This window comes from Hydrotalea sp. (genome assembly GCF_049968455.1).
In the GTDB taxonomy this organism is placed as follows: domain Bacteria; phylum Bacteroidota; class Bacteroidia; order Chitinophagales; family Chitinophagaceae; genus Hydrotalea.
The window spans coordinates 116,235-130,610 of the sequence record NZ_JBMFQT010000010.1 but is presented as its reverse complement, the minus strand read 5'-3'; the positions used below and the strand labels follow the sequence as shown (position 1 = coordinate 130,610).

At 34.3% G+C, this 14,376-nt stretch carries 11 protein-coding genes; 6 read left to right on the top strand and 5 right to left on the bottom strand.

The window, feature by feature from the left end; genetic code table 11:
* The 3 genes from ACP5P5_RS08995 to ACP5P5_RS08985 all read left to right on the top strand — a co-directional run.
* Nucleotides 1-2,290 (top strand): DNA gyrase subunit A (locus ACP5P5_RS08995; protein WP_428285774.1); only part of this gene is annotated, 2,290 nt, incomplete at its 5' end.
* 40 nt (nt 2,291-2,330) lie between these two features.
* Nucleotides 2,331-3,710, top strand: a complete 1,380-nt coding sequence (locus tag ACP5P5_RS08990) for a hypothetical protein (protein ID WP_428285773.1) — start codon at nt 2,331-2,333, stop codon at nt 3,708-3,710.
* A gap of 195 nt (nt 3,711-3,905) precedes the next feature.
* On the top strand, nt 3,906-4,706 hold the full coding sequence (locus ACP5P5_RS08985; protein ID WP_428285772.1) for a DUF3050 domain-containing protein: 801 nt from the start codon (nt 3,906-3,908) through the stop codon (nt 4,704-4,706).
* A 328-nt stretch (nt 4,707-5,034) separates the two neighbouring features.
* Here the strand turns inward: ACP5P5_RS08985 and ACP5P5_RS08980 are convergent, their stop codons facing one another.
* From ACP5P5_RS08980 to ACP5P5_RS08970, 3 genes are all read right to left on the bottom strand, one after another.
* Entirely contained in the window at nt 5,035-7,482 is a 2,448-nt protein-coding gene (locus tag ACP5P5_RS08980; protein ID WP_428285771.1) for a TonB-dependent receptor domain-containing protein, read from the bottom strand.
* 285 nt (nt 7,483-7,767) lie between these two features.
* Entirely contained in the window at nt 7,768-9,051 is a 1,284-nt protein-coding gene (locus tag ACP5P5_RS08975; protein WP_428285770.1) for a prolipoprotein diacylglyceryl transferase, read from the bottom strand.
* A 147-nt stretch (nt 9,052-9,198) separates the two neighbouring features.
* The gene (locus ACP5P5_RS08970) at nt 9,199-9,615 is read right to left on the bottom strand and encodes a BrxA/BrxB family bacilliredoxin (protein WP_428285769.1); all 417 of its coding nucleotides are present in this window, start codon (nt 9,613-9,615) and stop codon (nt 9,199-9,201) included.
* 190 nt (nt 9,616-9,805) lie between these two features.
* Between ACP5P5_RS08970 and ACP5P5_RS08965 the strand changes: the two genes are divergently transcribed.
* A complete protein-coding gene (locus ACP5P5_RS08965; RefSeq protein WP_428285768.1) occupies nt 9,806-10,204 on the top strand; it encodes an Hsp20/alpha crystallin family protein in 399 nt (132 codons plus the stop codon).
* A 95-nt stretch (nt 10,205-10,299) separates the two neighbouring features.
* Here ACP5P5_RS08965 and hutU read toward each other — a convergent pair whose 3' ends face one another.
* Nucleotides 10,300-11,982 (bottom strand): urocanate hydratase, encoded by a 1,683-nt coding sequence (gene hutU / locus ACP5P5_RS08960; RefSeq protein WP_428285767.1) that lies wholly within the window; start codon nt 11,980-11,982, stop codon nt 10,300-10,302.
* A gap of 58 nt (nt 11,983-12,040) precedes the next feature.
* A complete protein-coding gene (locus tag ACP5P5_RS08955; protein WP_111293301.1) occupies nt 12,041-12,352 on the bottom strand; it encodes a hypothetical protein in 312 nt (103 codons plus the stop codon).
* Nucleotides 12,353-12,543: 191 nt separating this feature from the next.
* Between ACP5P5_RS08955 and ACP5P5_RS08950 the strand changes: the two genes are divergently transcribed.
* On the top strand, nt 12,544-13,287 hold the full coding sequence (locus tag ACP5P5_RS08950) for an electron transfer flavoprotein subunit beta/FixA family protein (protein WP_428285766.1): 744 nt from the start codon (nt 12,544-12,546) through the stop codon (nt 13,285-13,287).
* 50 nt (nt 13,288-13,337) lie between these two features.
* The gene (locus ACP5P5_RS08945; RefSeq protein ID WP_428285765.1) at nt 13,338-14,300 is read left to right on the top strand and encodes an electron transfer flavoprotein subunit alpha/FixB family protein; all 963 of its coding nucleotides are present in this window, start codon (nt 13,338-13,340) and stop codon (nt 14,298-14,300) included.
* Nucleotides 14,301-14,376: the final 76 nt, after the last annotated feature.

Genomic DNA, 14,376 nt, shown 5'->3' with positions numbered 1-14,376 from the left:
GGTTCGTTTGCACCGCTTTGCGGAAGCCATGTTGGAAGATATTGAAAAAGAAACAGTAGATTTTCAATTGAACTTTGATGATTCATTACAAGAACCTACTGTACTTCCCACTCGAATTCCTCAATTAATAATTAATGGTAGTAGTGGTATAGCCGTTGGTATGGCTACCAATATGATGCCTCATAACTTAAGTGAAGTTATTGATGGTTGCGTAGCTTACATTCAAAATCAGGCTATCACTATTGATGAATTAATGCAACACATTAAAGCACCTGATTTTCCTACCGGTGGTATTATTTATGGAATGGATGGTGTAAAACAAGCATTTTTAACCGGAAGGGGTAGAGTGGTTATACGCGGCAAATGTCATATTGAAACCAAACCCAGTGGTAGAGAGCAAATCATTATTACAGAAGCTCCTTATCAAGTTGGATTAGATGCTTTAACAGATAGAATTGGTCAGTTAGTAAATGATAAAACCATTGATGGTATTGCCCATGTGAATAATGAAAGCAATAGCAGGGAAGGTACACGAATTGTAATTGATTTAAAACGCGATGCTGTTGCCAACGTTATCATTAATCAATTATATAAGTTCACAGAACTTCAAACCAGTTATGGTATTAACAACGTTGCTATTTCAAATGGAAGACCTAAAACACTGAATTTAAAAGACCTAATTGTTGAATTTATTCAGTTTAGGATGGAGGTGGTAACTCGCAGGGCTAAATTTGAATTACGTAAAGCTGAAGAAAGAGCCCATCTTTTAGAAGGTTACCTGAAAGCATTAGACCACTTAGATGAAGTAATAGCATTAATCCGTGCCAGCCAAACACCCGATGAAGCTAAGTTGGCTTTAATACAAAAAAGTGCAGAAGAAAATTGGTATTTATCGCAAGAACTATTCACGGATGTTTCCGCAGAATTATATCAGCAAGCCATTGGTTTATCTGAGTTACAAGCCAAAGCAATTCTGGAATTACGTTTACAACGTTTAACCGGAATGGAACGCAATAAAATTGTGGAAGAATTTGACAGTTTAATTCATATCATTCGCCATTTAAAAGAATTATTAGCCAGTGAACAATTGCGCTACGATTTAATTGCTAAAGAACTAATTGAAATTAAAGAAAAATTTGGCGACAAACGCCGTTCAGAAATTCAATATTTGGCTGAAGAAATGAATATGCTCGACTTCATTAAAGAAGAAGATGTTGTTATTACTATTTCGCATTTAGGCTATATAAAAAGAACTACAGCAACGGATTACCGTCAACAAAAAAGAGGAGGGCGTGGAGCCATTGGTACAAAAACCAGAGAAGAAGATTATGTTGAACATTTGTTTGTGGCTTCAACACACGATACCATGCTTATATTTACCGAAAAAGGCCGTTGTTTTTGGTTAAAAGTGTATGAAATACCTGAAGGTGAAAAACAAAGTAAAGGACGAGCTATTCAAAACTTAATACAAATACCTCCCGATGATAAAGTAAAAGCCATTCTAAATGTAAATAATTTAGAAGATAAAGCCACTATTGCTGATAAATATATTGTTTTGTGTACGAAGAGAGGTACTATTAAGAAAACATATTTAGAAGATTTTAGCCGCCCAAGAGCATCAGGGGTAAATGCCATTACAATTATTGAAGGAGATGAGCTTTTGGAAGCCAAAATGACCAATGGTAATCATGAAATTATGTTAGCGGTTAAGTCTGGCCGGGCTATTCGTTTCCCTGAAGAAAAAGTTCGTCCAACCGGACGAGGTGCCATTGGTGTACAAGGTATAGAGGTTGATGAGGCTAATGATGAAGTGGTTGGCATGGTATGTGTAGATAAAGAAGATAGAAATAAAACCATATTGGTAATAAGTGAAAAAGGGTATGGAAAAAGAACACCATTGGTGGATGCCGATGGTGAAGATGTTTATAGAATTACTAACCGTGGTGGTAAAGGAGTAAAAACCCTTAACATAACAGAAAAAACCGGTAATTTAGTAGGTATAACTGCCGTTGAAAATACAGAAGATTTAATCATTACTTGTAAATCGGGAATAACTTTACGTACCCCAATTGCAAATATTAAAGAATCTGGTAGAGCAACCCAAGGTGTAATTTTAATACGGCTGGATGCTGATGATGCCATTGCCGCAATATCTACCATTCAAGAACAAGTTTCTGAAACCGAGGAAAATACAACAGATATAGAGAATAGTGAAGCTAATGAACAGAATCTTAATAGCATCACCAATAATACATCTGAAGAACCTAATAATCCAAGTCCTGAAAACTAATTAAATACATAACCATTTTAGATAACTTAAACTTACACTCATGAAAAAACTTTTATTGTTTGCCTTTCTTTGTTTTGGTTTATCGGCCTTAAAAGCACAAGATTTTAAAAAAGTACAAACTGCCATGCTTTTAAATCAGCTAGAAAATGCTAAAACAGAAATTGATAAATTAATGCAAGAACCTAAAGCTCAGGCAAAGGCAGAGGGTTGGTACTGGAAAGCCAAAGTATATGCAGCTTTGTATAAAGACGATAAGACCCGCGAAAAATATCCTAATACTGAACTAACTGCTTCAGAAGCCTTTAAGAAATACCAGGAAATGGATCCTGAATATAAAATTTTGAAAGAAAATGGCGGTCAGGATATACCTTTTAATTTATATGTAACATCATTTAGCCAAGGCGTTAAAGAATTCAATGCTAAAAAATGGGATTCTGCTGCTTTTTATTTCGGTTATTCGGTAAAATATAGCGATGTTATTTTCGAAAATAAATGGAGTACATCTAAAATGACCTTTGATACAACTTCCATTTTATATGCAGCATATGCTAATCAAAATGATAAAAAATTAGACAAAGCTTACCAATATTATAGCCGCTTGGCAGATAGTGGTGTTAATGGCAAAGAATATGAAGATATTTATAAATTTTTATTAGTAAGTGCCAGCGACAACAAGAATAAAACAGCTTTTGATAAATGGTTGGCTTTAGCAAAAAAATATTATCCAAATGGTGAATGGGATGATTACGAAGCAGATTATTTAAATAAAAACTATACACTAAAAGAAAAGGCTGAACTGTTTGACAAAGAGGATGCAGCAGGCACTTTAACAGCAGCTAAGTATCTTCAATTCGGTGAAATGTTTTCAAATATTCCAAAAGACGATAAGGATAAATTAGATAGTACAGAAGAAGTATATTATAAAAATAAAGCTAGAACTGCATTTGAACGTGCTTATACAAAAGATACTACGAATGGAATTGCTGCTTACAATGCCGGCGTTTTATACAATTTAGAATTCAATAATATTGATGATAAAATGCGCGATAATATTCGTTCATTACAAAAATTAAATGCTGCAAAAGCTGATATTAAAGATCCTAAAAAGAAAGCTGCTTATGATGCACAAATTAAACCTCAGGTTGATGCATTGAAGAAAGCTAATGCTGATTTAGATAAACCAGCTGCAGCGCTAGCTGATAGTACTATTATTTGGATGGAGAATGCATATAGATCTTTAAATGCAGTTAAAGATAAATCTCAAGCTGAAAAAAATGTTTTCGGCAAATGTTTAGATATTTTATATAATATGTATAGTTACAAGCGCGATAAAGTAAAAACGAATAATCCAACTTTGTATGATGCATATGATGCAAAAGTGAAATTTTACGACCAATTAATTTCTGCTAGCGGTCACTAATTTTGCTAACAAAATTTTACTACTAAAAATCCCACTAAAGCCTTTCTTTGTGGGATTTTTATTTTACAAACATATTTGTGCTTATGCATACCATAGATTGTTTAATTAACCAAAAATGTTGAGCAAACTATAAAAACAAACTAAGGAACTATTTCATGAACTATTTAATTTCGTCGCCAATAAAAAAAATAGAAGATGACTGAGCAAATTGAAAAAATTAAGCACACTATTGAACCCTTGAGGCAGGAAATTATGCACCATAAAGTTTATGCTGCCATTAAAAACATTGATGACTTGAAAATATTCATGCAATTCCATGTATATGCAGTTTGGGATTTTATGTCTTTATTAAAATCACTACAAAACAAATTAACTTGCACATCGGTTCCATGGTTCCCAAAAGGCTTGGCAGATACGCGATACCTAATTAATGAAATAGTGGTGGGTGAAGAATCAGACATTGATAGTTTTGGTAACAGAAAAAGCCATTTTGAATTATATATTGATGCTATGAAACAATGTGGGGCAGATACAACCCAAATTGAGCATTTCATCAGCATTTTGCAAAAAGATGGTAATCTCAATGCAGCTCTTATAGCATCAAATACACCCAAAGAAGCGTATGAGTTTGTAGATTATACTTTCAAAATTATTGGAACAGAAAAAGCATATTTACAATCTGCCGTATTCACATTTGGACGAGAAGATTTGATTCCTGGAATGTTTTTATCCATGGTAAACGATATCCATAAAAACTTTCCCCAAAGCATTTCCATTTTTAAATATTATTTAGAACGGCATATTGAAGTGGATGGCGACCATCACAGCCAACTAGCATTACAAATGACCGCACATCTTTGTAGCAACGACCAACAAATTTGGAAGGAAGCCGAGGAAGCAACCCTTGAAGCCCTAAAAAAACGCTTGGTACTATGGGATGGCGCATATCATCAAATTATAAAATCTTCAAGCCACAAAAACCAATTAGTGTATTAGACGGGTATAACATTTGATTTTTTTATTGATTGAGTAGGAATATTAACTCAGTGATAGATTGAATAATGTGATTTATTTTTCACTTTCATTATTTAACATAATATAAATTATAAGAAAAAAATAACTTTAAGTTTATCATCTCCATCATAAGTAAATTCATTTATCAAAATTTTAAATCATTAAAAAAAATAACAGGCGTATCAATGTTTAAACGAGTAAACATTCTTATAACTGAAAAAAATGCCACTCATTATAAAATGAATGGCATTGCATTATAATTGATTAAAACTTTTGAATGGATGATTGAATCTATCTTTTTCCATACATTTTAATTGCTCGATTTAACTCGGCTGGCTTCATCAATGGCACCTGCTGATTTTCTTGGTGCTGTTCCGGCTTTTCCTTTAGCAAAGCGATAAGTAAAGCTTAAATTAAATACTCTGGTATCCCAAGTGTTATATAATTGAACATCAATGTTTTGAAAGCGGCTATATCCACTAAAATGTTGCAATTTTAAAAAGTCACGACAATTTAATCTTATTGTACCTTTATCTTTTAAAATCTGCTTGCTAATAGCAAGGTTTAATTGACTCATTTCATTGGCTGTAATGGTACCTTCCTGAGTTACAGTTCGGTAAAATCCGCTTAATTCCACATTTAAACCTTTCTTTACTTCAAATGTGCTTGAAAAATTTGTTGTATAATTAAAGCCTGATACATTGATGGATCCTTCATTTACATAACCATTAAACTTATTGATATTGAATTGATTATACCAGTTTATTTTCCAAAATTTTGTAGGCGAAAATGCTGCATTTACACTTAAAGTATAGTTTTGAACCCGGGCAATATTGTCGTTTTTTACATAAGTGGTGTGAATACTATCCACTTGATTGAACACCTGTGTAATATAGTTGTCTATCACGCCATAACTTAAACTTGTGGTTAAGAAGCCTTTGTATATATGATTCACCTCAATATTTTGGCTAATTTGCGGTAATAAATACGGATTCCCAACCATATATGTATACTTATCTAAAAAATAATAGAATGGATTTAAGTCTTCATAATCAGGACGTTGTATACGTTTTCCATAATTTAATGAAAACTGATTATTATCATTTGGCTTATACCCTAAATAGAAAGTTGGGAATAGCTGCGTATAATTCCTATCGAAAGAAAGGCCATTAAATAATTGAGTACCTTTTGAATGTGTATTTTCAACGCGACTACCGAGTTGCAAACTCCATTTTTTTGAAAGCTGTTTACTGAAGGATACATAGGCAGCATTAATGTTTTCTTCATAAATGAAATGGTTACTTTGCGTGCTATCCATTACCCATTGATTGCCCAACTGATTAAAATAACTGGAAACATTATCGGTTTTTACATAACTAACTTTAAAACCGGCCTCCATTTTAATATTATGCTTTAGTTGTTGAGTGTAATCTGCTTTAGCTGAATATATATTGATGTCTGAAGGTAAATTACCTTTCAACCACTGGTCAGGCACCATTTTGTTACCGGAATTATCATAAAATGAGTTTACAAACATTTGGTCATTTAAAGTATTGTAATGAACGTAATCTAAGTCCATTGACAATTCCTTCCCTGTGCTATCAAAAACATGTCTTCCATTAAAATTGACAGCCATATTATTCAAGTTATTTTTTATTTTAGAAGAAGCCAAGGTTGTACTTTGTAATACACTATTAGAATTCAATATATCAGTAACGTTGTTGTTATTTTCTGTTGATGGATTAGAAAAACCATTAACCACTACCCCTAAAGTTGTTTTTTTAGAAGCATAATAATCAGCCCCAACTTTATAGGAAACATTATTTTGTTGACGTTTCATAAATGCTTTTTGCTTGAATATGGATAATATATCCTCACCGTTAGTGGTTCTAAAATTGCGGGTAATATTCAAATTCTGAAAGCCCCCGTAGTAGTTATAACTAAAATTACCAAACATATTAATCTTGTTTTTTCGATAATTTAAATTAATGCTGTTGTTGCTTTTAGGGTAAACACCTTGCCCGTAACCAACTGTAACGCTGCCATTATAACCTACCGTTTTAGTTTTTTTGGTTTTAATGTTAATGATACCTGAATTACCGGCAGCATCATATTTAGCAGGTGGATTGGTCATTAATTCAATTTGATCAATAGTACTACTTGACATGCTTTTCAGCATATTAGCAAGGTCAGTTGCACTTAAATATGAAGGCTTGCCATCAATCAAAACTAGTACACCTGGTTTCCCTTTTAAGCTAATGTTACCATCTTTATCTACCAAAACGCCGGGTGATTTTTCTAAAACATCCATTGCAGTTAATCCTGTATTAGATGGAGAGGCATCAACATTAATAATTGTTTTATCTAATTTTTGCTCAATTAATGGCTTTTTCGAGGTAACGGTTACAGCAGCTAAATCTTGCGTTAATGGTTTTAAATGAAAGTCTAGTTTTTGTGACGAAGACAATCTAAACGAATTTGAAAAATACGTTTCATAACCAATTGCTATTGTTTTAATTATATAAGATCCGGTAGATACATTTTCCATACTGTACTGCCCTGTTTTATTGGTAATAACCATTTTTACAACAGCAGAGTCCTTTTCATTTAATAATATAACATTAGCAGCTTCAAGTCCTTTTTTCTGGCCAGTTATTTCACCTGAAATTGTATAAGTTTTACCGGTTTGTGCGTTGCTAGTAAAGGCAATGACAATTAAAACTGTCATAAGCATGAGTGATACAATATTCTTTTTCATGTTTTATTTTTAAGTTCTGGTTTTTAAATATTACATCACAAAACTAAGTAGTATGCAAAACATAGTACATTGTTTTATATTGAATGGCAAATTTTAGGGGATGAATGGCGATAATGGAAGAAGAATGTTGTAAGAAGTATAGAAATAAAACGACTAAAGCAAGTAAAAGTTACAGTGAACCAGTTAGTTTGTATTTGGAATAAAGCGTAACACAAACAAAATAGGCGATAAAAAGCCAATCCATTTTGGGATTGGCTAAGTAGTTGTACAAAATATTCACTTTATTTATAAAGCCGGGTATTGTTTTAGTTTGATTTTTTTGGAATAAATAAACAGTATAATTCCGCCTATAACCAGTGCACTTGAAATTAGTTCTGCTTGTGTAGGTTGCAGACCCCAAAAATGGTAACGTGTATTAACCCGAATTTTTTCTATTAAAAACCTTTCTAAACCATTTAATATCAAGTAAATAGCAAATAGTTTGCCTGGAGTGTTAATTTTTTTTCTCATAACCCACAATACAAAGAATAAAATTAGGCACATAATAATTTCATATAAAGGTGTAGGAAATACGCCTATTGGTAAAAAAGAGCAATAATTACCGGTACAATTTGCAAAATGAATACCCTCATTCACCACATTGTGGGGATAATTGTAGGCAAATAACCATTTAGGTAAACCCCAAAAAGCATGAACTGAAAGATGTTCAATTTTGAAAGTGGAAAACTGTTCGCTGTAATAATGTTGGTTGGCTTGTAATGCACTGGTAAATTGTTCCATTGTAGCCGGAACTAATTTTCCTTCAGGATTACTAATGTAGGCACTATTTAAAATCCCCCAATCTCCATCCCCGGCTACTTGACAACCAATACGCCCTAAAGCATAAGCTAACATCAATGCAGGTGCAGCTGCATCACAAAGGGCAATAAAGGGAATTTTATGCTTTTTTGAGTAATAATATAATGCAATTGTAGCACAGATTAAACCGCCGTAAAAGGTTAATCCACTAAAAGAAATAAGTGAACCGATGGGATCTTGCACAAAATCATCCCAAGTTTCTAAACTATTAAATATTTTGGCACCGGCAAAACCAAAAATGGCTGCATAAATTACAATATCGCCCACTCTATCTTGTGGCCATACGCGTATAATTCGCTTTTCCGGTTTTGCTAACTTTTCTTTTTCTTTTTCACGCCATTTTAAAAAGGTAAATACCATTCCTAAAATAATACCAAGCGGCCAATTACCCTGAGATGACAAAATAAAGGCTTGTGGATCGGCTAATGCAGATGGAATTAAAAATGCGCCTATAATTTTAAAACCGAATACAAAACCCAATATAAAATTTAAAACTAATTCATTTATGCTGGCGGGTCCGCCCACTACAATGGTTTTTTCAGTATAAGTTAAAATACCCGACGCTTGCTTTCGCTTTAATTCCAGCGTTAATACCCATGCAGAAACAACAAAAGAAATGGCTACAAAAAAACCAAATGAGTTAATTAATTTCAATCCGTTCCACTCTACCCCAAATAAATCTTTAAAAACATAATATAGATTAGGATACATAACCGTTTGTTAATGTGAAATTTTGAATGTGCAATGATAATTAGAAAATGGCAAACTTGTAAAATTAATCTGTTTCAAATAAAAGAAAAAGTCCCGTAGAAACGGGACTTCGTACATTACTAACACATCTATAACAAAGTACAACAATTAGTTGCAAAATTGTTCAAATTCATGGATAAGGTATTGGGCAATTATTTGTGCCGGGCGACCTTCAATTTGATGGCGCTCAACAATACTTACCAATTTGCCATCTTTAAATAAGGCAATGGAAGGAGAAGATGGAGGATAAGGTAATAAATGCTCCCTTACTCTATTCACGGCTTCCATATCAAAACCTGCAAAACTTGTTACCAAACGAGTTGGTTTTTTAGTTGCATTGTGAATGGCCATTAACACCCCTGGACGGCAACTACCGGCAGCACAGCCACATACTGAATTAATAACTACCAGTGTAGTTCCATCTTTTTTTAATGTTTCATCAACCTCTTGAGCGGTCAACATTTCCTCAAAACCGTTTTCGGTTAATTCCGCCTTCATGGGTTTTACTATCTCTTCAGGATACATATTTTTGATTGTTTAGGATGCAAATTTACAAACTTTAGTGGTTAACTGCTTCAGCCAATTTGCGGTTTTTCTAAAACCGAAAATGTTATAATGTCGCAATTAGAGTTCAATTACCGTCACTTTGTCTTAATTAAGTTTCATTTTCTTTGTAGGAATGCAATTTGAACGAAAATAGAAAAATTTAAAATTTATGTATTACCGTTCACAACACAGACCTTTTCATAATGCTTTATTACACCAGGCTTATGAGAAAAATAACAACATTGCTATTCCTGTCAATATTTATGAAACAGAAAAGGCTTTCGAAATTGAATTAATGGTACCCGGAAGAAATAAAACCAACTTTACCATTCAATCAGAAAATGGATTATTAACCGTGGAATATAACCAACCAACAGAGCAAAAGGAAACAAACAATAAAATTCTACAAAAACAATTTGCCCCTCAATCATTCAAAAAAGTTTTTTCATTACCGGAAAATATTCAAACCGATAATATTGAAGCCGCTTATACCGATGGGATTTTAAAAATTTCATTGCCATTGAAAGCAGTTAAAACAAGGGTTGCAAAAAATATAGCAGTAGCTTAGTTATGATACACATCTTATTAAAGAGGCTGTCTCAAAAGGCAGCCTCTTATTTTTTATAATGATTCAAGTAAGACTTGGATTAAACGCCAATTGCATTATTTCAATCTATCGGAAAGGCTTAATCCGTTTTTACGTAAAGTATCTAAAGCAATATCATACCCGGCATCGGCATGCCTAATTACACCCATACCAGGGTCATTTCGCAGCACTCTGGCCAATCGTTTTGCAGCTGCTTCAGTGCCATCCGCAACAATTACCATACCTGCGTGAATGCTATATCCCATTCCAACTCCACCACCATGGTGTAAACTTACCCAACTGGCTCCACCTGCAGTGTTCACCAATGCATTTAAAATAGGCCAATCGGCTACAGCATCACTCCCATCTAACATAGCTTCGGTTTCACGGTTAGGGGATGCAACAGAACCAGTATCTAAATGATCGCGGCCAATAACAATTGGTGCTTTTACAATTCCTTTCCTTACTAATTCATTAAAAGCAAGACCTGCTTTTTCTCTTTCCCCCTGCCCTAACCAACAAATTCTGGCAGGAAGCCCTTGAAAAGCAATACGCTGTTGAGCCATGCTAATCCATTTGTGCAAACTTTTATTTTCAGGAAATAATTCCAAAATACATTTATCGGTAGCAACAATATCAGCGGGATCGCCACTTAAAGCAGCCCAACGAAAAGGCCCCTTACCTTCACAAAATAAGGGCCTGATATAAGCCGGCACGAAACCGGGAAAATTAAAGGCATTTTGCAAGCCAGCTTCTTTGGCTCTAGCTCTTAAATTATTACCATAATCAAATGTAATGGCACCCTTTTCCTGTAAAACCAACATATAAGCTACGTGTTGTTTCATACTTTCATAACTCAATGCTTTATAGTTTTCTGGATTTTCCTGCCTGAGTATGTTGGCTTGTTCGTTGGTTAATGTGTGTGGAATGTAGCCAATTAAAGGATCGTGTGCAGAGGTTTGATCCGTTAAAACATCCACTTGAATATTTCTTTCCAACAAACGCTGCAGTAAATGAACAGCATTACACAATACCCCAATGCTTAATGATTTTTTTTGTTGTTTAGCGGCCAGTGCTTTATCAATTGCTTCATCAATTACAATACATTTTTCATCTAAATACCTGGTATGAAGGCGTTTATCAATTCGCCACTCTTCCACTTCTGCAACAAGGCATACCCCTTCGTTCATGGTAACTGCTAATGGTTGAGCCCCCCCCATTCCACCTAAACCTGCTGTTACTGTTAATGTGCCGGCTAAAGTTCCATTAAAATGTTTTTTGGCTACAGCAGCAAAGGTTTCAAAAGTACCTTGCACAATTCCCTGCGAACCAATATAAATCCAACTGCCTGCAGTCATTTGGCCATACATCATTAACCCCTTTTTCTCCAAGGCATCAAAATGCTCCCATGTGGCCCACTTAGGTACCAATTGCGAGTTGGAAATTAATACACGTGGTGCATCTTCATGAGTTGTTAGTATGGCAACCGGTTTGCCACTTTGCACCAACAATGTTTCATTATTATTTAAATCTTTAAGAGCTTTAATAATTAAATCTAATGACTCAATATTGCGGGCCGCTTTTCCTCTTCCACCATATACAATTAATTCTTCAGGCTTTTCAGCTACTTCAGGATTTAAATTATTCAACAACATCCGTAAAGCAGCCTCTTGCACCCAACCCTTACAATTTAATTTATTACCGGTTGGCGTTACATATTTTTCTGCACGAAAAACATTTTCTTGAATAGTATTTAACATAGCAATCGTTTAAAACATAAAGGTAGAAAAATGCTATGTAATCTTCGTTTAAAATAGCTTAATAAATTAAGTCTTCATAAGCAGCTTGTAATTCATTATAACTGCGCATATCGTTTGCTTTTTTAGCTGCCGCCATCCCTTTTTCATACCACTCGGTAGCTAAATCAATTTGATTTTGTCGTTCTAACAATTTGGCTAAATGGTAATAGCTGCCAATATATTCGGGTGAGTCGTTTAATATTTCTTCAAATAAAATACGGGCTTTTAAATCATCGCCTAATTTAATGTATTCCAATGCCAAAGAATGGCGAACGAAGTTATCTTTTGGGTTTTCTTTTAGAAACTGAAGCAATTGTTCTATCCTATTCATACCTATCAATTTACTTTCTATAAATGCAAAATTGGTGTAAACAAATTTGAAAATTAATAGAAGTTTTTTGCAACAGCATAAACTTTGAAAGAAAAGCTTACTATATTTGCCAATAGTTGCATAAACAACTAATTTATATTCCAGTTTTTTAACAGATTTGGATTCAAATTGTTTCATTTAAAAACGCACATATGAAAATTCTGGTTTGTATTAGCAAAACGCCTGATACTACTTCAAAAATTGCTTTTAAGAATAACAATACGCAATTTGAAGATGCAGGTGTACAATGGATTATTAATCCTTACGATGAATGGTATGCTTTAGTTAGAGCGATTGAATTAAAAGAAAAAGATCCATCCGCTGTTTTACATTTAATTACCGTAGGTGGAGCTGATTGTGATGCCATTATTCGCAAAGCTTTAGCTTTAGGCGGTGATGAAGCCATGCGCATAGACTTGGAAACCGATGATGCTTATACCATTGCTACACAAATAGCTACAGTAGCAAAAGAAGGAAACTATGATTTAATATTTACAGGAAAAGAAACCATTGATTATAACGGTTCAGCTATTGGCGGAATGATTGCGGCAGAATTGAACATACCTTATATATCATTAGCCACACAATTTGAATTAAATGGTTCTGAAGCTAAAGTTACCCGTGAAATTGAAGGTGGAGAGGAAGTTGATGTTGTTAATTTACCTGCTGTAATCAGTTGCCAAAAAGGAATGGCCGAGCAACGTATTCCAAATATGCGTGGCATTATGGCTGCACGTACTAAACCATTAAAAGTATTGAATGCAGTGGCTACAGAAGCACTTACACATATTGTTGCTTTTGAGTTGCCACCTGCCAAAGCCGGTGTTAAATTGGTGCCTGCCGACAATGTAGAAGAGTTGGTGAAATTATTGCATGAAGAAGCAAAAGTGATATAAACCATTGTCGGAAATAAAAATTCAATTTTGAAAAAATAAAAAATTATTTTATGTCTGTTTTAATATTCATTGATCAATCAGAAGGCCATATAAAAAAAGCTTCATTTGAAGCTGCTGCTTACGGTAGTGCCTTGGCTAAGCAGTTAAACACAACCGCAAATGCTTTGGTATTAGGAACCGTGAGCGATAACTTAGCTCAGTTGGGTAATTACGGTGTTAGTAAAGTTTACCAAATACAAAATGACAATTTAAATCATGTAGATGCATTGGTATATGCAAAAGTTATTTCCGGTGCCGTTCAACAACTGAATGCATCGGTAGTGGTATTTAGCCATAATCAAACAGGAAAAGCTGTAGCGCCAAGTGTTGCCATTCAACTTAAAGCAGGATTAGTTACCGGTGCTTGCGCTTTACCTACCACCGACAATGATTTTGTGGTAAAGAAAACTGTGTTTAGCGGTAAAGCTTTTGCTTATGTAAAAATTACATCAGCTATTAAGGTAATTACTATTAATCCGAATAGTTTTGGTATACAAACTGTTGATGGTATAGCTACCATTGAACAATTAACTGTTGATGTACCATCACCTTCCATAAAAGTTTTAGCAACAAACAAAGTAAGTGGAGAAGTGCCTTTAACCGAAGCAGATATTGTTGTAAGTGGTGGCCGTGGATTAAAAGGGCCGGAAAATTGGGGTATTGTAGAAGATTTAGCTCACACATTGCATGCTGCAACTGCATGTAGCCGTCCGGTAGCTGATGCACATTGGCGTCCACACCACGAGCATGTAGGTCAAACCGGTGTACAAATTGCGCCAAATTTATATATAGCAATTGGAATTTCAGGAGCCATACAACATTTAGCGGGGGTAAATAGAAGTAAAACAATTGTGGTAATTAATAAAGATCCTGAAGCACCTTTTTTCAAAGCAGCAGATTATGGTATTGTAGGCGATGCCTTTGAAGTAGTTCCAAAGCTTACGGCAGCTATTAAAGCCATGCTGAATAAATAAACTTTCTTTAATAAAGCCCTCGTTTAAAACGGGGCTTTTTATTTTAATTGTATACAATGGTAAGCAATACCTTTAC

Excerpts from the sequence above, each read along its gene's own strand:
- hutU (WP_428285767.1), bottom strand. The coding sequence starts at position 11,982 with ATGTTAAATACTATTCAAGAAAATGTTTTTCGTGCAGAAAAATATGTA.
- ACP5P5_RS08965 (WP_428285768.1), top strand. The coding sequence starts at position 9,806 with ATGTATTACCGTTCACAACACAGACCTTTTCATAATGCTTTATTACAC.
- ACP5P5_RS08955 (WP_111293301.1), bottom strand. The coding sequence starts at position 12,352 with ATGAATAGGATAGAACAATTGCTTCAGTTTCTAAAAGAAAACCCAAAA.
- ACP5P5_RS08985 (WP_428285772.1), top strand. The coding sequence starts at position 3,906 with ATGACTGAGCAAATTGAAAAAATTAAGCACACTATTGAACCCTTGAGG.
- ACP5P5_RS08945 (WP_428285765.1), top strand. The coding sequence starts at position 13,338 with ATGTCTGTTTTAATATTCATTGATCAATCAGAAGGCCATATAAAAAAA.
- ACP5P5_RS08970 (WP_428285769.1), bottom strand. The coding sequence starts at position 9,615 with ATGTATCCTGAAGAGATAGTAAAACCCATGAAGGCGGAATTAACCGAA.
- ACP5P5_RS08980 (WP_428285771.1), bottom strand. The coding sequence starts at position 7,482 with ATGAAAAAGAATATTGTATCACTCATGCTTATGACAGTTTTAATTGTC.
- ACP5P5_RS08990 (WP_428285773.1), top strand. The coding sequence starts at position 2,331 with ATGAAAAAACTTTTATTGTTTGCCTTTCTTTGTTTTGGTTTATCGGCC.
- ACP5P5_RS08950 (WP_428285766.1), top strand. The coding sequence starts at position 12,544 with ATGAAAATTCTGGTTTGTATTAGCAAAACGCCTGATACTACTTCAAAA.
- ACP5P5_RS08975 (WP_428285770.1), bottom strand. The coding sequence starts at position 9,051 with ATGTATCCTAATCTATATTATGTTTTTAAAGATTTATTTGGGGTAGAG.